General features: G+C 68.8%; 17 protein-coding genes and 2 pseudogenes. 15 read left to right on the top strand and 4 right to left on the bottom strand.

Annotation, left to right across the window (positions count from 1 at the left end; translation table 11 throughout):
* Position 1: 1 nt before the first annotated feature.
* The 12 genes from tmk (at position 2) to CSW62_RS11700 (ending at position 12,537) form a co-directional block, all read left to right on the top strand.
* The gene (tmk, locus tag CSW62_RS11755) at positions 2–628 is read left to right on the top strand and encodes a dTMP kinase (RefSeq protein ID WP_099577991.1); all 627 of its coding nucleotides are present in this window, start codon (positions 2–4) and stop codon (positions 626–628) included.
* Entirely contained in the window at positions 628–1,632 is a 1,005-nt protein-coding gene (locus CSW62_RS11750; protein WP_099577989.1) for a DNA polymerase III subunit delta', read from the top strand. Before tmk ends, CSW62_RS11750 begins: the two co-directional genes overlap by 1 nt.
* Positions 1,629–2,417, top strand: coding sequence for a TatD family hydrolase (locus CSW62_RS11745; RefSeq protein ID WP_099577987.1), 789 nt, complete (start codon positions 1,629–1,631; stop codon positions 2,415–2,417). Before CSW62_RS11750 ends, CSW62_RS11745 begins: the two co-directional genes overlap by 4 nt.
* On the top strand, positions 2,414–3,220 hold the full coding sequence (locus tag CSW62_RS11740; protein WP_099577985.1) for an MBL fold metallo-hydrolase: 807 nt from the start codon (positions 2,414–2,416) through the stop codon (positions 3,218–3,220). Before CSW62_RS11745 ends, CSW62_RS11740 begins: the two co-directional genes overlap by 4 nt.
* A 216-nt stretch (positions 3,221–3,436) precedes the next feature.
* Entirely contained in the window at positions 3,437–3,643 is a 207-nt protein-coding gene (locus CSW62_RS11735) for a hypothetical protein (RefSeq protein ID WP_099577983.1), read from the top strand.
* A gap of 194 nt (positions 3,644–3,837) precedes the next feature.
* A complete protein-coding gene (locus CSW62_RS26585; RefSeq protein WP_143324376.1) occupies positions 3,838–3,930 on the top strand; it encodes a potassium-transporting ATPase subunit F in 93 nt (30 codons plus the stop codon).
* Positions 3,931–3,943: 13 nt separating this feature from the next.
* Positions 3,944–5,653: a potassium-transporting ATPase subunit KdpA gene (gene kdpA / locus CSW62_RS11725; RefSeq protein ID WP_099577981.1), complete on the top strand. Its 1,710-nt coding sequence runs from the start codon at positions 3,944–3,946 to the stop codon at positions 5,651–5,653.
* Positions 5,654–5,670: 17 nt separating this feature from the next.
* Positions 5,671–7,731, top strand: a complete 2,061-nt coding sequence (gene kdpB / locus CSW62_RS11720) for a potassium-transporting ATPase subunit KdpB (protein ID WP_099577979.1) — start codon at positions 5,671–5,673, stop codon at positions 7,729–7,731.
* A 121-nt stretch (positions 7,732–7,852) separates the two neighbouring features.
* Positions 7,853–8,545 carry a TorF family putative porin gene (locus CSW62_RS11715; RefSeq protein ID WP_099577977.1) on the top strand — a complete coding sequence of 231 codons (693 nt, stop codon included), beginning with the start codon at positions 7,853–7,855 and terminating at the stop codon, positions 8,543–8,545.
* Between the two features lie 13 nt (positions 8,546–8,558).
* Positions 8,559–9,137, top strand: coding sequence for a potassium-transporting ATPase subunit KdpC (gene kdpC, locus CSW62_RS11710; RefSeq protein WP_099577975.1), 579 nt, complete (start codon positions 8,559–8,561; stop codon positions 9,135–9,137).
* Between the two features lie 108 nt (positions 9,138–9,245).
* Positions 9,246–11,831, top strand: coding sequence for a sensor histidine kinase KdpD (locus CSW62_RS11705; protein WP_233206791.1), 2,586 nt, complete (start codon positions 9,246–9,248; stop codon positions 11,829–11,831).
* Between the two features lie 7 nt (positions 11,832–11,838).
* Positions 11,839–12,537: a winged helix-turn-helix domain-containing protein gene (locus CSW62_RS11700; protein WP_099577971.1), complete on the top strand. Its 699-nt coding sequence runs from the start codon at positions 11,839–11,841 to the stop codon at positions 12,535–12,537.
* On the opposite strand, the gene CSW62_RS11695 is transcribed toward CSW62_RS11700, so the two are convergent.
* Together CSW62_RS11695 and CSW62_RS11690 are read right to left on the bottom strand one after the other, a co-directional pair.
* Positions 12,538–13,068: a hypothetical protein gene (locus tag CSW62_RS11695; RefSeq protein WP_099577969.1), complete on the bottom strand. Its 531-nt coding sequence runs from the start codon at positions 13,066–13,068 to the stop codon at positions 12,538–12,540.
* Between the two features lie 24 nt (positions 13,069–13,092).
* Positions 13,093–13,683, bottom strand: a pseudogene (locus tag CSW62_RS11690) (2OG-Fe(II) oxygenase family protein); the annotation flags it as partial.
* A 2-nt stretch (positions 13,684–13,685) separates the two neighbouring features.
* On the opposite strand from CSW62_RS11690, the pseudogene CSW62_RS11685 reads away from it, so the two are divergent.
* Both CSW62_RS11685 and CSW62_RS11680 read left to right on the top strand, forming a co-directional pair.
* Positions 13,686–13,967: pseudogene (locus CSW62_RS11685) on the top strand (gluconate 2-dehydrogenase subunit 3 family protein); the annotation flags it as partial.
* Positions 13,968–14,258: 291 nt separating this feature from the next.
* Positions 14,259–15,533, top strand: a complete 1,275-nt coding sequence (locus tag CSW62_RS11680; RefSeq protein ID WP_158235427.1) for a lipopolysaccharide biosynthesis protein — start codon at positions 14,259–14,261, stop codon at positions 15,531–15,533.
* Here the strand turns inward: CSW62_RS11680 and CSW62_RS11675 are convergent.
* The gene (locus CSW62_RS11675) at positions 15,517–16,239 is read right to left on the bottom strand and encodes a bifunctional 2-polyprenyl-6-hydroxyphenol methylase/3-demethylubiquinol 3-O-methyltransferase UbiG (RefSeq protein ID WP_199170577.1); all 723 of its coding nucleotides are present in this window, start codon (positions 16,237–16,239) and stop codon (positions 15,517–15,519) included. The genes CSW62_RS11680 and CSW62_RS11675 overlap by 17 nt on opposite strands.
* Entirely contained in the window at positions 16,236–17,717 is a 1,482-nt protein-coding gene (locus tag CSW62_RS26580; RefSeq protein WP_199170576.1) for a hypothetical protein, read from the bottom strand. The genes CSW62_RS11675 and CSW62_RS26580 overlap by 4 nt, the downstream gene beginning before the upstream one ends.
* A 149-nt stretch (positions 17,718–17,866) precedes the next feature.
* On the opposite strand from CSW62_RS26580, the gene CSW62_RS11670 reads away from it, so the two are divergent.
* Entirely contained in the window at positions 17,867–19,072 is a 1,206-nt protein-coding gene (locus CSW62_RS11670) for a glycosyltransferase family 4 protein (RefSeq protein WP_158235426.1), read from the top strand.
* Position 19,073 lies beyond the last annotated feature (1 nt).

Raw genomic sequence — 19,073 nt, 5'->3', positions numbered from 1 at the left:
GGTGACCCAGGGTTCTTTCATCAGTTTCGAAGGCGGGGAGGGGGCGGGCAAGTCCACCCAGATCCGCCGCCTGGCCGAGCGGCTGCAAGCGGCTGGCCATGACGTCGTCGTCACCCGGGAGCCGGGCGGCAGCCCCGGCGCCGAGGCGATCCGGGAGTTACTGGTCAACGGTTCGGCCGATCGCTGGTCTCCGGTCACCGAGACCCTGTTGATGTACGCCTCGCGCCGCGACCACCTGGAGCGGGTTATTCGTCCGGCGCTGGCGCAGGGCAAGGTCGTGCTGTGTGACCGCTTCGCCGATTCCACCCGGGCCTATCAGGGCGCGGGCGGCGATGCGCCGGCCAGCCTGATCGCGGCGCTGGAGGATCACGTTCTGAGCGGTACGCTGCCGACCCTGACCTTGATCCTCGATCTGCCGGCCGAGGTTGGTCTGCAACGCGCCGAGACACGGGGCGGCGCGGCGCGGTTCGAATCCAAGGGGCTCGACTTCCACCAGCGCCTGCGCGCCGGCTATCTGGAGATCGCCCGCCAGGAGCCCGAGCGCTGCGTCGTCATCGACGCCGACGCCGAGTTGGACGCCGTGACCGCCGCGATCGCCGAGGCCGTGACTCAGCGGCTGGATCTCTGATGAACCCCGCCCATCCACGCGACGTCTACGGCCTGGACGGCCAGTCCGCCGCCGAGGCCTCATTCCTCGACGCGCTGGATCGCGGCCGGCTGCATCACGCCTGGCTGCTGACCGGCCCGGAGGGCGTGGGCAAGGCGACGCTGGCCTATCGCATGGCCCGTCGCCTGCTGGGCGCGAAGCCCGAGCCGTCCATGGGCCTGCTAGGCGCCGCGCCCTCCGACGTTGTCAGTCGCCAGGTCGCCGCCCGCTCGCATCCCGACCTGATGGTGCTGGAGCGCCTGACCGACGACGGCAAGGCCCGTAAGTCGATCCCGGTCGACGAGGCCCGCCGCCTGCCGGAGTTCTTCGCCAATTCGCCGGCCGTCTCGCCCTATCGCGTGGCGATCATCGACGCCGCCGACGACCTCAATGTCAACGCCGCCAACGCCGTGCTGAAGACGCTGGAGGAGCCGCCGCCGCGCGGGGTGATCCTGTTGATCAGCCATGCGCCGGGCAAGCTGTTGCCGACCATCCGCTCGCGCTGCCGCCGCCTGGTCGTGCCCGCGCCGGGCGTGCGGGCGGCCGCCGAGATGGTCGAGCGCATGGCCGACGTTTCCGAGCGCGACGCTGAACGCCTGGCCCGCATGGCCCACGGCGCGCCGGGCAAGGCGCTGCAACTGGCCGCCGCCAAGGCGATCGAGATGGACGACGCGGCCAACGAGATCCTGCGCGGCCTGCCCAAGCTGGACGAGGGCGCGCTGCTCGCGCTTACCGACACCTTCCGGGGCGGCGAGGGGGCGGCGCGGTTCGAGCTCCTGATGGAGCGCATGGCCGACCAGGTGCGGATCTTCGCCACCCAGGTCGCGGCCGACGGCAAGAACTCGCCTGGTCTCGACCGGTGGGCGGCGGTGTGGGAGCGGCTATCCAACGTGCCGGGCGAGGCCGAGGCCGTGAACCTCGACCGCGCCGATGTGTTCTGGAGCGTGATCTCGGACTTGCGCGCGGCGGCCAAGACGGCGATTTGAGCGGCATGCTCATCGACAGCCACGTGAATCTCCACGCACCTCAGTTCGCCGAGGACAAGGACGCCGTCATCACCCGCGCCCGCGAGGCCGGCATCGCCCTGATGGTCACTATCTGCGACAAGGTCTCGTCCTTCGAGGCGGTCCACGCGATCGCCATGGCCGAGCCCGACATCTGGTGCACGGTCGGCACGCATCCGCACGAATCCAAGGAAGATCCCGACCTGACCGCCGCGCGCCTGGTTGAGCTGGCCCAACGCCCGCGCGTCATCGGCATCGGCGAGTGCGGCCTGGACTTCCACTACGATCTGTCGCCGCGCGAAGTGCAGGCCCAGGTGTTTCGGCAGCACTGCATCGCCGCCCGCGAGAGCGGCCTGCCGCTGGTGGTCCATACCCGCGAGGCCGACGACGTGATGGGCCAGATCCTCGAGGAGGAGCACGCGGTCGGGCCCTTCAAACTTCTGATGCACTGCTACACCAGCGGTCCGGCCCTGGCCGCCCGCGCCATGGCTCTGGGCGCCTGGTTCTCGGTCTCGGGCATCGCCACCTTCAAGGCGGCCGAGGACGTGCGGGAGGTGATCCGCGACATGCCCGCCGACCGGATCATCGTCGAGACCGATTGCCCGTACCTGGCCCCCGTGCCGATGCGCGGCCGCCGCAACGAGCCCGCCTATCTGCCGCATATCTACGACAAGCTGGCCGAGATCCGGGGCTGGAGCCGCGCGGACACGGAAGCCCGTACCGAAGACGCCTTCTTCAACCTGTTTGACCGGATCCCCCGTCCATGACCGGTCCGCTGGAGTTCACCATCCTGGGCTCCGGCTCGTCCGGCGGCGTGCCGCGCGCCGACGGCAACTGGGGCGACTGCGATCCGGCGGAACCCAAGAACCACCGCTCGCGCTGCTCGCTGCTGGTGCGCCGCAAAGGCGAGGGCGGGGCGCTCCACGAGACCACCGTCGTGGTCGACACCTCGCCGGACCTGCGCTTGCAGACGGCCCTGGCTGGGGTAAAGCGGGTCGACGCGGCGCTCTACACGCACGACCATGCCGACCAGGCCCATGGCATCGACGACCTGCGGCCGTTCTTCCTGAACCAGCGCGTCCGCATCCCGACCTGGATGGACCAAGCCACGCATGATGGCCTGCTGACGCGGTTCAACTACATCTTCGAGACGCGAGGCGGCTACCCGGCCATTTTGGAGCCGCGCCTGATCCCGCCATTGGGAGAGGACTTTCGGATCGACGGCCCTTCCGGCGCGATCCCCGTCCACACCTTCGACGTCGACCATGGCGAGATCCGCGCCGTTGGCTACCGCTTCGGCGGCGTGGCCTACACCCCCGACGTCCGCGCCATTCCGGACGGCAGCTGGGCGGACCTGGCCGATCTCGACGTCTGGATCGTCGACGCCCTGCGCTGGACCCCGCATCCGACCCATGCCCATGTTGACCTGGCCCTGGAATGGATCGCCAAGGCCAAGCCGAAGCGGGCCATCCTGACCAACCTGCACATCGACCTGGACTACAACGCCCTGTCCGCCCGTCTGCCTCCGGGCGTCGAGGCGGGCTACGACGGGCTAAGGTTCACGCTGTAGGCAACTTTTCGAAGGGCTGTGGAGTTCTCCAAACGCGCCGCCTCCAACGGAGCCTGTATGCGTTATGGGCGTCGAAAGGCCCGCTTCGCGGCAACTTTTGCCAAGTTTGGCGAAAACTTGGCTTTTCGTAACAGCGTTGAAATAAGCTCGTCCAACAACATCGTCATAGGGACGCGGTAGGGTCATCTTCCCGAGCGTCATTGACCACACCATCCCATGGCCGAAACCGTCACCATATCCCGAGAGATTTTCCAGCGCCTGCGCTCGCGCCTGCCGGCGGTGACGCGCGAGCACCTGTTCGACTGCTACGCGATCAGCGAAACCACCTGGACCAAGCTGCGCGACGGCAAGCCGGTGAAACGCTCGACCCTCGACCGGATCCTGGCCAAGCTGGCCGCGCTCGACGCCCGGCTCGCGGCGTAGGCGCGTTCGGCCTAGAGCCGATCTTTATGCCGCCCTTATGCGGCGGCTCCGCTTCGGCATAGAGCCCTTACGCCCGGACATGGTCCCTGGCCTCCAACACCAAAGGAGGCCGTTATGGCTGATCTTATCTTTGGGGCGCTGGCGCTTGGCCTGTTCGCCCTCTTCGGCGCTTTCGCCGCCGCGCTGAGGCGCGTGTGACCATGCTCGTGAACTTCCTGTGGGCCGCCGGGGCGATCGTCGTCGCCGGCTACATGGTCGCGGCGATGCTGCGACCCGACAAGTTCTGACGGACATACCCCTATGAATTGGCAAGGGTGGGCGGAAATCGCCCTCACGCTTGGCCTGGCGGTCGCGATCGGCTGGCCGCTAGGCGTTTTCATGTCGCGCGTCTGGAATGGCGAGCGCACCTGGCTCGATCCGGTGATGAAGCCGTTCGAAGTCTTCTTCTACACGGCCTGCGGGATCGATCCCAGGAAGAGCCAGACCTGGCACGGCTACGCGCTGGCGCTGCTGTCCTTCAACCTGATGGGCTTTCTGTTCACCTATGGGGTGCTGCGCCTGCAAGGCGTGCTGCCGTTGAACCCGCAGGGCTTTCCCGGCCTGTCGGGGCATCTGGCGTTCAACACCGCCGTCAGCTTCGTGACCAACACCAACTGGCAGAGCTATGCGGGCGAGACGACCATGTCGACGCTCAGCCAGATGCTGGTGCTGACCACCCAGAACTTCGTCTCGGCCGCGACGGGCGCGACCGTGGCCGCTGCCCTGGCGCGGGCCTTCACGGCCAATCGCGGCGAGGGCGTCGGCAACTTCTGGGCCGACCTGATCCGCACCACGCTCTATGTGTTGCTGCCGCTTTCGTTCGTGCTGGCGGTGCTGCTGGTCGCCCTGGGCCTGCCCCAGACCCTGTCGGCGGGCGTCCTGGCCCACACGATGGAAGGCGCAGAGCAGAAGATCTCGCTGTACGCCGTGGCCTCGCAGGAAGCCATCAAGATGCTGGGCATCAACGGCGGCGGCATCTTCAACGCCAACTCCGCGCACCCGTTCGAGAACCCGTCCGCGCTGACCAACCTGATCACGGCGATCTCGATCAACGTGCTGGGCTGGGCCGCCTTCTTCGCTTTCGGCCGTAGCGCCTTGGCCAAGAAGGACATTCGCGCCCTGGTGATCGCCGCCTCCGTGCTGCTGTTCGCCGGCGCTTCGACCATTTACGCGGCCGAGACCCGCACGCCGCCGGCCCAGTTGGCTGCCGGGGTCGAGACGACCGTCAACATGGAAGGCAAGGAAGTGCGCTTCGGCGCGCCAGCCACCGCCGCCTGGGCCGCCGCCACGACCGGCGCCTCGAACGGTTCGGTCAACGGCATGCACTCCAGCCTGATGCCGCTGGGCGGCGGCATGGCGATGTTCCTGATGCATCTGGGCGAGATCCTGCCCGGCGGCATCGGTTCGGGCATCGCCATCATGGTGGTCATGGCCATCCTGGCCGTGTTCGTCGCCGGCCTGATGGTGGGCCGCACGCCGGAATATATGGGCAAGAAGATCGAGGCTCGCGAAGTGAAGCTGTCGATCCTGGCGGTCCTGGCTATCCCGGTCTCGACCCTGGGCTTCGCCGCCATCGCCGCGGTCTTGCCGGAGGCGCTGAAGGGGCTGATGCACGCCGGGCCGCACGGTCTGTCGGAGATCCTCTACGCCTACACCTCGGCCACCGCCAACAACGGCTCGGCCTTCGCGGGGCTCACGGCCAACGCGCCGTGGTGGGACACGACCCTGGGCGTCTCCATGATGCTGGGCCGCTTCCCGCCGATCGTCGCGGTGCTGGCCATCGCCGGCGCCCTGGCGGCCAAGCCCAAGCTGGCGCCGTCGACCGGTACGCTGCCCACGCACGGCGGCCTCTTCGTCGGCCTCCTGATCGGGGTGATCCTGATCCTCGGCGGCCTGCAATTCTTCCCCGCTCTGGCCCTGGGTCCGATCGTCGAGCACTTCCAAGCGCTCGCCTTCGTGGCCGGCCACTGATCCAAAGGGATCATTCCATGACAACCGTTGAAACCCACGCTGGCGAAGGCCGTCGCGCCATCGCCGGCGGCCTCTCCGGGGCGGTCCTGGCCCGCGCGGCCAAGGACAGCTTCGTGAAGCTGGATCCGCGCAAGCTGACCAGCAATCCGGTAATCTTCGCCACCTGGATCGTGGCCCTGCTGTCGACCATCTCGGCGGTCGCGGCCTTGGCCGCGCACCAGCCGGCGGGCTTCGCCCTCCAGGTGGCCTTGTGGCTCTGGGCTACCGTGCTGTTCGCCAACCTGGCCGAAAGCGTCGCCGAAGGGCGGGGCAAGGCCGCGGCCGACAGCCTGCGCGCCGCCCGCGTCACCACCAAGGCCAAGCTGATCGTCGACCCCAAGACCGGGACCTGGATCCCGACCCCGGCCCACAGGCTGGGGGTAGGGGAGATCATCCTGGTGGAGGCTGGCGACGTCATCCCGACCGACGGCGAGATCATCGAGGGCGTGGCCAGCGTCAACGAGGCCGCCATCACCGGTGAAAGCGCGCCGGTCATCCGCGAGAGCGGCGGCGACCGCTCGGCCGTCACCGGCGGCACCACGCTGGTCTCGGACTGGTTGAAGATCCAGGTCACCGCCGCCCCGGGCTCGACCTTCCTCGACCGCATGATCGCCATGGTCGAGGGCGCGGACCGTCGCAAGACGCCGAACGAGATCGCCCTGGCCGTCCTGCTGGCCGGCCTGACCCTGATCTTCCTGATCGCGGTCGTGACCCTGCTGGGCCTGGGCAAGTTCTCGGGTGTCAATCTGGACCCGATCGTGCTGGGCGCGCTGTTCATCACGCTCATCCCCACGACCATCGGTGGCCTCCTGTCCGCTGTCGGCATCGCCGGCATGGACCGCCTGCTGAAGGTCAACGTGCTGGCCACCTCGGGCCGGGCCGTGGAAGCGGCCGGCGACGTCGACACCCTGCTGCTGGACAAGACCGGCACCATCACCTTCGGCAACCGCATGGCCACCGAGGTGATCCCGGCTCCTGGCGTGCGTCCGGACGTCGCCCTCCGCGCCGCTCTGATGGCCTCGTTGGCGGACGAAACCCCGGAAGGCCGCTCGATCATCGAGCTGGGCCGCAACCAGGGTGTCGTGGTCGAGGCGCCGGAAGGCGCGACCGCCATCGCCTTCAGCGCCACGACCCGCCAGTCGGGCCTGGACGCCGGTGGCCGTAGCTGGCGCAAGGGCGCGGTGGACGCTGTCTATCGTTCGCTGGCCCTGGATCCGAAGACCATCCCGGCCGAGGTCAACGCCGCCGTGGACCGTATCGCCCGCTCGGGCGGCACGCCGCTCGCTGTCAGCGAGGACGGCGCCCTGGTCGGCGTCATCCACCTGAAGGACGTGGTGAAGCCCGGCGTGAAGGCCCGCTTCGCCGATCTGCGCCGCATGGGCCTGCGCACCGTGATGATCACCGGCGACAACCCGGTGACCGCCGCAGCCATCGCCTCGGAAGCCGGCGTCGACGACTTCCTTGCCGAAGCCACGCCCGAGGACAAGCTGCGCCTGATGCGCGACGAGCAGGCCAAGGGCCGGCTGGTGGCCATGTGCGGCGACGGCGCCAATGACGCCCCGGCCCTAGCTCAGGCCGATGTCGGGGTGGCCATGCAGACCGGCGCTCAGGCTGCTCGCGAGGCCGGCAACATGGTCGATCTCGACAGCGACCCGACCAAGGTCATCGAGATCGTCGAGGTCGGCAAGCAGATGCTGATCACCCGCGGCGCCCTGACGACCTTCTCGATCGCCAACGACGTGGCCAAGTACTTCGCCATCATCCCGGCGATGTTCGTGGTCGCCCTGCCGGCCCTGGGCGCGCTGAACGTCATGCATCTGCACAGCCCGCAAAGCGCCATCCTGTCGGCGGTGATCTTCAACGCCCTGATCATCGCGGCGCTCATCCCTCTGGCCCTGAAGGGCGTGAAGTATCGCGCCATCGGCGCCGGCAAGCTCCTGTCGCGCAACCTGACCGTCTACGGCCTGGGCGGTCTGATCGCCCCGTTCGTCGGCATCAAGTTGATCGACCTGATCATCTCGGCCCTGGGCCTGGCCTGATGCGCGGCCCGATCGCCCCGGATCCCATGATCAGAGATGTGATCTTCGGCGCCGTGGCGATCGGGATCCTCTTCCTGGCGGCTTGGTCCGCCTAATTCTCTCCTCTGAAAGAACCGTTCCAATGACCTCCCAGTTCGCTTTCCGTGTTCTCGCCGCCGCCTCGGCCCTGGCCCTGACGGCCGGCGTCGCGCAGGCTCAAGACGGGCCGAAGCTGAGCTACAATGTCGGCGCCGCTTCGGACTATGTGTTCCGCGGTGTCAGCCAGACCAGCGAGAACGCCCAGCTGTTCGGCGGCGTCGACCTGGCCGCCGGCAAGTTCTACGCCGGGACGTGGGCGTCGAACGTCGATTTCGGCGACAAGACCGACGCCGAGATCGACCTCTATGCCGGCTACAAGCCGACCCTGGGTGTGGCCTCGCTGGACTTCGGCGTGATCTACTACGGCTACGCCGGCGCGCCGAAGGGCGCCGACTACGGCAATGTCGAGTTCAAGGCCGCCGGCTCGATCCCGGCCGGCAAGGGCGCCCTGGGCGCGGCGGTGTTCTACAGCCCCGACAGCTTCGGCGCCGCTGATGAGGCCGTCTACTACGAGCTCAACGGCAGCTATCCGGTCGTCGACAAGCTGTCGGTTTCGGCGGCTGTCGGTCGCCAGACCTACAAGGGCTCGGGCGACTACACGACCTGGAACGTCGGCGCGGCCTATGCCCTGAACAGCACGCTGACCCTGGACCTGCGCTACCACGACACCGACGAGCACGCCTTCGGCAAGACCTACGGCAGCCGTGGCGTCATTTCGCTCAAAGCCGCCTTCTAGAGGAGACGCCGCCATGCTCTCGCATCTTCGTCCGGCCCTGGTCTCGATGGGCCTGTTCACGGCGCTCCTGGGCGTCGCCTATCCTCTGGCCGTGACCGGGGTCGCCCAGGCGGCGTTCCCGGCCCAGGCCAACGGCAGTCTGGTCAAGGACGCCAAGGGGACGGTCATCGGCTCGTCCCTGATCGCCCAGGGCTTCAGCAAGCCGCAATACCTGCACCCGCGTCCGTCGGCGGCTGGCAACGGCTATGACGCCTCGGCATCGAGCGGTTCGAACATGGGTCCGCTGAACGACAAGCTGATCGAGCGCGAGAAAACCGACGCCGCCGCGCTGCGGACCGAGAATCCCGGCGCCGCGATCCCGGCCGACGCGGTCACCACCTCGGGTTCGGGCCTGGATCCGGACGTCTCCCCGGCCAACGCCCGCTTCCAGGCGCCCCGCATCGCCCGGTCGCGCAGCGTGCCTGTGGGCGAGGTCCAGGCGGTGATTGACGCCCACACCACGGCGCCGCTACTGGGCTTCATCGGCCAGCCGGCGGTGAACGTCCTGGCCGTCAACCGGGCGCTCGACGCGCGTTTCCCGAAGGACGGCTAGTTGCCAACCGAGGATCGCTCCCACAACGAACCTGGGCGTCCCGATCCCGAGGCGCTCCTGGCCGCCGCCAACAAGGCGCGCCGGGGGCGCCTCAAGGTGTTTCTGGGCATGGCCCCGGGTGTGGGCAAGACCTACGAGATGCTGCGCGCCGCCCGTCGCCGCAAGGCCGAGGGCGTCGATGTCCTGATCGGCGTCGTCGAGACCCACGGCCGCCGCGAAACCGAAAGCCTGCTGCGCGGCATGGAGGTCCTGCCGCGCAAGTCGATCGAGCATCGCGGCAACGTGCTGATGGAGTTCGACCTCGACGAGGCCTTGGCGCGGAAGCCCAAGATCCTGCTGGTCGACGAATACGCCCACTCCAACGCGCCCGGCTCGCGCCATCCCAAGCGCTGGCAGGATGTCGAGGAACTGCTGGCGGCGGGCGTGGACGTCTGGACCACCCTGAACGTCCAGCACCTGGAAAGCCTGGTCGAGGTGATCCTGCGCATCACGGGTGTGCGCCAGCGCGAGACGGTTCCGGACAGCGCCCTGTCCCGCGCCGACTCCATCGAGCTGGTGGACATCACGCCCGAAGAGCTGCGCGAGCGGATGGCCGCCGGCAAGGTCTATGTCCCCGAGACCGCGCGGCTGGCGGCGGACAACTTCTTCAAGGTCGAGAACCTCACGGCCCTGCGCGAACTGGCCCTGCGCCGCGCCGCCCAGACCGTCGACGATCAACTGGTCGCCGCCATGCGCGAGAAGGGCGTCGAGGGGCCCTGGGCGGCGGGCGAGCGGATCCTGGTCCTGGTCAGCGGCGACGCCATGGCCGGCTCGCTGGTGCGGGCGGGGCGGCGGCTGTCCGACATGATGATGGACGCGCCGTGGATCGTCGCTCACGTCGAGCGCACCGATCGTCCGGCGGCGGGGCAGGGCAGCGCGGCCCGCCTCAGCGAGGCTTATCGCCTGGCCGAACAGCTGGGCGGGACGACCGTCGCGCTGACGGGCGGCGACATCGTCGCGACCGTCATGGCCTATGCCCGGCGCAGCAACGTTACCCAGATCGTCATCGGCAAATCGGTCGAGAGCCGGTGGCGCGAGCTTCTGGGGCGGTCGCTGGCGGTGGCCCTGCTTCGTGAGGCTCGGGGCGTCGCCGTCCACGTGGTCACCGAAGCCAGCCATGAGCGTCAGTCGAAACCCGCGAAGCCTTTCGGGCTCGGCGCCTGGCAGGGCTATGCTGTCGGCGCGCTGTTCGTTGTCGCCGCGACGCTCGGCGCCTGGGGTCTGGACGTCGTCTTCGACCACGTCGATCTCGGGATGATCTTCCTGGCCGCCGTGCTGGCGGCCGGCGTGCTGCATGGCCTGAGACCGGCGCTGGTCGCCGCGACCGTGGCCTTCGTCATCTACAATTACCTGTTCCTGGAGCCGCGCTACAGCCTGGCGGTCGGCTCGCCGACGGACTTCATCACCCTGGTGGTGTTCTGGGCCGTGGCCCTGGCGTCCGGCGGTCTGGCGGGGCGGGTCCGCGACCAGGCTGTGGGCTCGCAGCGCCGCGCCGCCGCCGTCGCCACCCTGTTGACCGCCAGCCGGACGCTCTCGGCCGCCACCGGCAGGGACGCCGTCGCCCACGCCCTGGCCGAGCAGGTCGCAGCCGCCGCGGGCGGGCGCTCGATGGTGTTGTTGCCGCAGGGCGAGGAAATCGTCCCGACCGCCGGCGCGCCCAGCCTGGAAGCCCTCGACGCCGCCCAGATGGCCGCCGCGCGCTGGGCCTGGGAAAAGGGCGAGGCGGCGGGCTTTGGCACTGGCACCCTGCCGCAAGCCCGCTGGACCTTCTGGCCGCTGCAGGGCGTACGAGCCCGCACCGGCGTGGCCGGCGTCGAAGCCGGCGCCGCCCCGCCGGGCTCGGACCTGGAGCGCCTGGTCCTGGCGCTGCTGGAGCAGGGCGCCGTGGCGCTGGAGCGCTCGCAGCTGGCGTCCGAGGCGCTGGAGACCGAGACCCTGCGCCGCGCCGACCGCTTCCGTTCGGCTCTGATGAACTCGGTCAGTCACGACCTGCGCACGCCGTTGTCGACGGTGCTGGGAGCCTCCAGCACGCTGCTCGACTACGGCGACAAGATGAAGAAGGCCGTGCGCGACGACCTGCTGGTCAGCATCCGCGAGGAAGCCGAGCGCCTCAGCCGCTACGTCGCCAATCTGCTGGACATGACCCGGCTTGAGGGTGGCGGGCTGAAGCTTCGCACCGACTGGGTCGACGTGCGCGACGTGCTCAACGCCGCCGCGGAGCGGGTGACGCGTCGCCTGGGTGGGCGGGGCCTGGTCCGCGACTATCCGGGCTCCCTGACGCTAGTCCAGGCGGACGCGAGCCTTCTCGAGCAAGTCATTGTCAATATTCTGGAAAATGCCATCACCTACAGCGAGCCGGGCAGCCGGATCGAGCTGGCGGCCTATGAGGATCGCGGCAACGTCGTGATCAGCGTCGAGGACGAGGGGCGAGGGGTGCCGCCGGCCGAGCTGGAGCGGATCTTCGACAAGTTCCGCCGCATGGAGGAGCCCAGCGATCGCCACCAGGGCGCCGGCCTGGGTCTGGCGATCGCCAAGGGCTTCGTCGACGCCATGGGCGGCCGGATCGCCGCCGCCAGCCCGATCCACGATGGGCGGGGCACGCGGATGCTGATCAGCCTGCCCAAGGCCGTCGCCACGCCGCGCGATCTGCTATGAGCCGCTCATGAACACAGGACGCCAACGCATCCTCGTCATCGACGACGAGCCGCAGATCCACCGTTTCTTGGGTCCGGCGCTGGACGCGGCCGGCTACGAGCCGCTGCGCGCCGACGGCGGCCAGGAGGGCCTGCGCGCCATCGCCCTGTGGTCGCCCGACGCCGTGGTGCTGGATCTCGGCTTGCCTGACATGGACGGCAAGGATGTGCTGGAAAAGGCCCGGGCCTTCTACGAAGGTCCGATCCTGATCCTGTCAGCCCGCGACCGCGAGATCGAGAAGATCGAGGCCCTTGACCGGGGCGCCAACGACTATGTCGAAAAGCCTTTCGGGGTCGGCGAGCTCCTGGCCCGTCTGCGCGCCGCCATGCGCCAAGCCGGCCGGGCCCAGGCCCCCAGCGGGCCGATCCGCGCAGGCGACGTCGAGATAGACCTGGAGAAGCGTCGCGTCACCCGCGCCGGCGAGACCGTGAAGCTGTCGCCGCGTGAATATGACGTCCTGGTCCGTCTGGCTCTGGGCCACGGCAAGGTGCTGACCCACAAGGAGTTGCTGACTGCCGTCTGGGGCCCAGCGCACGCGCAGGACACCCAGTATCTGCGCGTCTTCGTCGGCCAACTTCGGCAGAAGCTGGAGGCCGATCCGGCGTCGCCGAAGCTTCTGCAGACCGAGCCGGGCGTTGGCTACCGCTTCGTTGACGACGGGGCTTGATCAGCGCCCGCCGCCCTCGATGCGGCGCACGCGGATGGCCGGCTGGCTGCCGATCTTCATCATGTAGCTGCCCATGGCGGCCTTGCGGACCTCGATGGTGTCGCCGGCCTTGGGCGGCTTGCCCAGCATGGTGTCGTCGATCTGGCGCCAGACCGCGCCGTCCTCCAGCGTGACCACCAGCCGCTGTTCTGCGTCGACGCGGGCGCTCTTCACCACCGACTGCAGCTTCTCGGTCTCGGCCTTGTCGGCGCCCTTGTCGAGGATCGACAGCGTCGGCAGTTCCAGGCCGAAAGCCTGGCGGCGCGCGGCGCGCGCCGTCTGCTTGTCGATGATGATGACCTCGCCCGTCTCCTGGGCCTTGGTCACCGACTGAGCGGCCTTGTCGTAGCAGGCCAACCGCTCAGCGTCGGCCGTGAGGGCGCGGCACGCCTTCAGCGCGGCGATCACCGCCGGCTCGGCTGGCTCGGCGGCCTCAACGAGATTGGGGGCGGCGATGAGGGCGATCGCGGCGGCGAGCAGCAGCTTGGTCATTGGAAATCCTTACGCGGCGAAGTCTTAGACGGCGACTTGGGCGTCGCCCAGTAGCCATCCGGTCAGCGAAAGCCGTTTGGCCCCAGCGTAGGAGGCGACCTGGGCCACCGAATGGGCGGCAGGCACCTTGAAAAGGGTCAGTACGTTGAACGCGGGCTGGAAGCCGCGCGTGACGTTGCCCTCGGCGTCATGGAACAGAAGCTGCCCGCCCCAGTCGGCGCGCCAGTTTCGGGTGAAGCCCAGGGTGAACGCGGCCAGGCGCATGTCCTTGCGGTGGCTGTCGTCATGCAGGGTGAGGAAGTCGCCAGGGCGGTAGTAGGAAGCCTGGACCCGAACGCCCGTCACCGCGGGCGCGCCGATCACCCTGCGGCCGAAGTCCAGAAAGTCCTCGCTCTGCAGGAACTGCGTCGCCCGGTGGATGCGTGCTTCGGCGCTGCGCTGATATTCGTCCTGCAAAGCATAGGACATGTGCACGAACGAAAAGCCGTTCGCGGCGCGCTTCAGCGCGCCTTGCAGGAACTGCCGGACCTGGGCTTCGCCGAACTTCTTGATCACCTCGGGCGTGATGACGAGCGTTTCGGACGCCTCGTCGGGCGCCACGATGTTCCAGGTCAGGCGCGCGCATGGACGCTGACGCCCGCGCGGCGCACGGCGATGTCTTCGTGGCGCTGACGCCGGAGCAACAGGTCGCGCTGCTGACGGCGTATGACCAGGAGGCCGGGGCCGCACAGGGGCAGGGCCAGTCGCACTTCTTCCCGGCGCTGGAGGACATGGTCACGGTCGGCTACTTCACTTCCGAACCCGGCGCGACCATGGCGCTGAAGTACGAGCCTGTACCCGGCGCCTATCACGGCTGCGTGCCGCTGTCCGAGATCGGCCGCGCCTGGGCGACGCGCTAGCTTAACACCATCGAGACGCTGGGAGCGGCCCGGGAGGCAATTGTAAAATAGTCTATTTTCGGTTGTCTGATCTGGGTTGGTCCTTCTAGGGTCTCAACTCTGCTGCATACGAGCACCCCACCGCTCGGCGGCCTCCTGCAAGCCCGGCCTTTAAGAGACCGGGCTTGTTTTTTATCCGTCGACTGTCTGTCGCTGCCTCCGCTTCGCGAGGACCACGGTTCACGCTAGGCTTGTATGCGACCACCGCCACCGGGCGATGGCTGGCGTTCTTGGGGAAGGGCCCGCCGACGCATGACCGCCGTGTCCCGAAGCCCCCGCCGGTTCTTGCTCGCCTCTGGCGTCTGGGTGTTGGGCGGCTATCTGATGGTGGCGGCAGTCGGCCTGGCCTCGATCCGGCTTTTCACCGAACTGGCGCCGCCGGCCGTGTTTGGAGAGGCCAATCTTCTCCTTTCGCTCCTCATCCTGGCGCTGACCACGGTCTCCACGCCCTTCACCAACACCCAGTTGCGGTTTCACAGCGCCGCGGTCGCGGCCGGGCGCGGCGATGGGTTCACGCGCCAGGTTCTCGCGCATGTCCTGGGGGCGGGGGGCGCCGTCTGCGCGATCGCGGCCCTTGTATGGGCGGGGCTGGCGGCGATGGGTCAGACCCGGCTTGGCGGATCCGGCGCGGCCGGTGCGCTGCTCCTGGGTCTTCTGACCCTGGTCCGAGGCGTCCTCTATGGCCGGGTCCAGGCCGACCGCCGCAATCGCGCCTACGCCAGTCTTCTGATGGCCGAGGCCGTCGCCGTGGCTGGCTGCACGGGTCTGTCACTGCGTGTGGCGCCCACGGTCGACGGCTATGTTATCGGTCAGGCTGCGGGCATGGCGATCGCCGCGCTGCTGGGCCTGCTGGTCGCGCCCGGTTTGAGGGGGCCGGCCGACTTCGGCGAGCCAAGTTTTGCACGCCGTACCTGGCGCTATGGCGCCCCGTTCGCGCCGATGAGCCTGCTGTCCTGGCTGGCCAACATGGTCGATCGCTATGTGCTGGCCGCCCTGGCCGGCCCGGCGGCGGCGGGGCGCTACGTCGCGCCCTTCTCGATCGCCAGCCGCGGCGTGTCGCTGATCGGCGGCGCCTTGAACGATCTCTATCGCCCGGCCCTGTTCGAGGCGGTCAATGCCGGTCAGGTCCAGCAGGCGCGAAAGGTCTTTCGACACTGGTTATGGGTCCGGTCGGCCGCGGCCCTGGCCTGCGTCCTGGGGCTCTGGGCCTTGGGCCCGTGGCTTTCGACGCTGCTGCTTGCGCCGGCCTACCGTCACGATGCGCCGGCCGTGCTGGTGTGGGTGGCCATCGCCTACGGCGCGCAGGGGGTGATCCAGGTGGTCGAGACCCGCCTGATGTCCCTGGACCGAACCCGACGACTGCTCATTCCCTTGATCACGGGGGGGCTGGCCAATCTGGCCTTCAGCCTGGCTCTGATCCCGCGCGAGGGCGCGGTGGGCGCGGCTCAGGCCACGACCGCCAGTTTCCTTGTCCAGGGGCTGGTGACGGCCGTGTTGCTGCGCGGCGCGCTCAGGACGGCTTCGTGAAGCGGCCGAAGATGTTGGCGCGCAGGGGCGCCAGCAGCGGGGAGCTGTTGACGAGCCGCTCATAGGCGACGCCGAGCAGGAACAGCGGCGCGAAAAATCGCAGGTAGACGGGCTCGGTCTCGACCATTTCCACGTCCAGACACCCAAACCCGGCGGCTTGCCCCAGACGGCGAAGCCGGCCAACTCGATTCATCCGGTAACAGGTTCGCCAAGGCTCCTGGCTGCCGGCGGGATTGCGCCGCACGGCGTTGGCCAAGCGCGCATGGGCCGCGTGGGGGGTCAGGGCGGAGATCACGGCGACATAGTGGGCGAGGTTGGGCGTGCGGAACACCAGTGTCCCGCCCGGCCGCAGAACCCGGGCCGCCTCGGCCAGAAACGGGGCAGGCGCACGCACGTGCTCGAAGACGTAGTCGCTGATGACCATGTCAAAGGAGGCGTCGGGGAAGGGCAGTCGCCCGCCGGAGATCAAGACTGCCTCGTCCAGTTCGGGGTTGTCCAGCACGCACGGGTCGACATCGGCGCCCGCCACCCAGGCCACTTCGCCGCGCAGGGTGCGCACCGGATTGCCCGTGGCCGGCCCGGCCCCGAGATTGAGCACCCGGCTCTGTGGCGTGAGCCCGCGACGTACGTCTTCGTAGAACCGACGCGTGCCGTCGTGACGGGGATCACCGTAAAAGCGCTGGATCAGCGCGGCGCGGGCGCTCATCGCGCACGATATCCGCTGGGGCCGGCGGCGACGATCTGACTGTTGAGCCGCAGGGCCAGACGCAGCGCCACGAACGCGACGAGGGCCAGGACCGCGGTGCCGAACACCGTGGGCACCATGAAGCCATCGATGCTCGAGCCGACCTTCATGCCCAGCAGGCAAAACGGGAAAAACAGCCACTGTTCGCCGCGGATGATCCACAGCGAGACAAGCGACCATGCCTGCAGGATCAGACCGAGGGGGATCATCAGCAGCGGCAGGCCCAGCCAGCCATAATCCCAGTAGGCCTCGGCAAAGCAGCCTGGACTGGAGGCGCTCTCCTCGTTGCCTGTGGCCAGGTAGTTGAACTCGCGGCCAATCACCGTCATGTCCGGCTTGTCGGGCCACAGCGCGCGCGGAACGAAGACGGCCGGCAGGGTCGCCAGGGTGCCTCCGGCGCTGCCATTGTCTTGCAGCGCGAGCGCCAGGGCGCTGCCATTGACATAGCTGAACCGGATGAGTCCCGTCTGCTGGGGATTGTCCAGGCCGCTGGTCGGCTGCAGATAGAAGCTGGCGATCTCAAGCCGCTCGGACAAGCCCGCCCCCTGCAGGCTCTGATAGCGACGCACCATCTCGGTGCGGCTGGCCGCCACGAACGGAACGATCAGCGCGAAGGTGATGGTGATCACACCGGCCGTGACCAGCATGCGTCGCCAGGTAAGCCCCTTGGAAAGCCACCCCAGGGCCAGCACCATGATCGAGGCGATCACCTCGGTCTTGGAGAAGGCCAGCAGGCCCAGGGCGACATTGAGACCGGTCAGGCAGACTGGAAGCCACAGCAACCGGGGCTGGAAGCGCCAGGCCCATACCGCCAGCAGATAGACGCCGGCGTCGGCAAGCAGCGCCAGCGCGCCCAGCGCGCCGGGCAAGGTGAAGCTGATGACGCCCAAGGTCGCCGGCAGTGTGAAGAGAAACTTCACCGTCCCACCGACCGCCAGGAAGCCCATGCCGACCGTGAGCAGCCGGCTGGGCTCGCCGACCTCCAGTCGCGATCTCGGCGGTTCGTCGACCTGAGGCGCGCCTCGCCGCCAGGCGGCGTCCAGAACCCAGGCGCTGGCCAGGGTTAGCAGCGCGCCCAGGGTGATCACCGCGTTGAGCTTGCCCATCAGGCTCTCGTAGTCCTGAAAGAAGGCCTCCATCATCCGGCGGCTCTCGTCGTTGACGAAGTGGACGATGGCGTTGCCGAAGCTGAAATAGGCGGCCGTGGCGATGCGGAACCAGAACAGCGGGGTCCAGATCACGGTCGCCTCGCGCATGGCCGGCGGCACCGCGCCGAGCAGCATGATGACGCCCAGCGCGATCGCGCCAAAGAGATTCACCGCCGGGGTCCCGGCCTCGTCATACAGGGCCATGGTGACCAGATAGACCCCGAGGAGGCTCGCGAGCGCGACCAACTCCCAGACCCGCACCGGCGCGATCCGCCCGTCCGCGACGCGCATGCTGACTCCCCCTGTTCGCGGCCGAGGCTATAGGGCGGCGAGGTGCGGGACAACCTGCGGCGCCCCTGTTGTCCCCATTCCTCCATGACGATAAGCAGGGTTCGGACCGAGGCGGAAGCGATGGGCGCGCGATGACGGGGAGGCGAGAGATGCGGTCGACCCTGGCGATGGTCGTGCCCTCGTTCAATGACGTCGGCGGTGTCGGCGCGGTGGCCGATTTCCTGCTCCGGGTGCTCTCGGCTCGGACGGACCTGACTATTCGCATCATCTCCCTGGCGACCTGGGCGCGTGATCCCGCCAGCCAGTTGATCCTCGATCCCCGCACCTGGGCGCGCGGTCCGGTGACGCTCGCCAAGACCGCCCGCGGTCGCGACTACCTTCATGTCGGCGCGGCGCTGGGTGAGATCGAGATTCTCCGCGTGGCGCCGCGTCCGCTCCTGGCCCGGGCGCTCGCCGACTGCGACCTCATCCAGGTCGTGGCGGGCGTACCGGCCTGGGCGACCCCGGTTCTGGGGCTCGGAAAGCCGGTTCTGGTCCAGGCCGCGACGCTGACGGCGGTCGAACGGCGGGCGCGCGACGGCGCAAGCGTAGGCCCTCGCGGCGCCTGGCGACGCGCCATGACCCGGGCCATGGACAGGATGGATGAGCGAGCCTTGCGCGCGGTCGATGTCGTCCAGGTCGAGAACTCGTGGATGCAGGCTCACGCCGCGGCGCGCGGCGCTCGGGTCGTCCAGGCCCCTCCCGGTGTCGACACCACGCTCTATCATCCCGCGCCGGCCGACCATCCTCGGCCGGGCCCTCCTCATGTCCTCGCGGTCGGACGTTTCTCGGATCCCCGCAAGAACCCGATGATGCTGTTGGAGGCCTATGGCGCCTTCGCCGCCGGGCGGCCGGACGCGCCCAAGCTGGTGCTGGCCGGCGCGACCCCGCCGCCACCGGCTTTCTGGGCCAAAGCGCGAGCTGCGGGGCTTGCGCCCCATATCCGTTTCGTCGAAGCGCCGTCCGTGGAGGCCTTGATCGCGCTCTATCAGAAGGCCTCTTGCCTGCTGCTGTCCTCGGAAGAGGAGGGGTTCGGCATGGTGTTGATCGAAGCGATGGCTTGCGGCGCGCCGGTCATCGCCACCCGCTGCGGCGGTCCAGAGGGCGTCATTTCCGATGGGGTAGACGGCTTCCTCGTCGATCGCGGCGACGCGGCCGCTATGGCCGCGCGCCTGGCTCAACTGCACGCCAACCCCGACTTGGCGTCGTCCATGCGGCTGGCCGCTCTGGCCAAGGTCGGCGCGCGTTACAGCGACGCCGCCGCCGGCCGCGCCTATCTCGACCTCTACGATGAGCTGCTTGATCGGGGGCGATAGA

Origin of the sequence: Caulobacter sp. FWC2, from assembly GCF_002742625.1 — a bacterium.
GTDB lineage: Bacteria > Pseudomonadota > Alphaproteobacteria > Caulobacterales > Caulobacteraceae > Caulobacter.
The sequence above is the reverse complement of the archived record's forward strand: the minus strand, read 5'-3'. Positions and strand labels throughout refer to the sequence as shown.

Bases quoted from the DNA above. Each gene is read 5' to 3' on its own strand.
- CSW62_RS11750 (WP_099577989.1), top strand. From the start codon at position 628: ATGAACCCCGCCCATCCACGCGACGTCTACGGCCTGGACGGCCAGTCC.
- CSW62_RS11740 (WP_099577985.1), top strand. From the start codon at position 2,414: ATGACCGGTCCGCTGGAGTTCACCATCCTGGGCTCCGGCTCGTCCGGC.
- CSW62_RS11735 (WP_099577983.1), top strand. From the start codon at position 3,437: ATGGCCGAAACCGTCACCATATCCCGAGAGATTTTCCAGCGCCTGCGC.
- kdpA (WP_099577981.1), top strand. From the start codon at position 3,944: ATGAATTGGCAAGGGTGGGCGGAAATCGCCCTCACGCTTGGCCTGGCG.
- kdpB (WP_099577979.1), top strand. From the start codon at position 5,671: ATGACAACCGTTGAAACCCACGCTGGCGAAGGCCGTCGCGCCATCGCC.
- CSW62_RS11715 (WP_099577977.1), top strand. From the start codon at position 7,853: ATGACCTCCCAGTTCGCTTTCCGTGTTCTCGCCGCCGCCTCGGCCCTG.
- kdpC (WP_099577975.1), top strand. From the start codon at position 8,559: ATGCTCTCGCATCTTCGTCCGGCCCTGGTCTCGATGGGCCTGTTCACG.
- CSW62_RS11705 (WP_233206791.1), top strand. From the start codon at position 9,246: ATGGCCCCGGGTGTGGGCAAGACCTACGAGATGCTGCGCGCCGCCCGT.
- CSW62_RS11700 (WP_099577971.1), top strand. From the start codon at position 11,839: ATGAACACAGGACGCCAACGCATCCTCGTCATCGACGACGAGCCGCAG.
- CSW62_RS11695 (WP_099577969.1), bottom strand. From the start codon at position 13,068: ATGACCAAGCTGCTGCTCGCCGCCGCGATCGCCCTCATCGCCGCCCCC.
- CSW62_RS11680 (WP_158235427.1), top strand. From the start codon at position 14,259: ATGACCGCCGTGTCCCGAAGCCCCCGCCGGTTCTTGCTCGCCTCTGGC.
- CSW62_RS11675 (WP_199170577.1), bottom strand. From the start codon at position 16,239: ATGAGCGCCCGCGCCGCGCTGATCCAGCGCTTTTACGGTGATCCCCGT.
- CSW62_RS26580 (WP_199170576.1), bottom strand. From the start codon at position 17,717: ATGCGCGTCGCGGACGGGCGGATCGCGCCGGTGCGGGTCTGGGAGTTG.
- CSW62_RS11670 (WP_158235426.1), top strand. From the start codon at position 17,867: ATGCGGTCGACCCTGGCGATGGTCGTGCCCTCGTTCAATGACGTCGGC.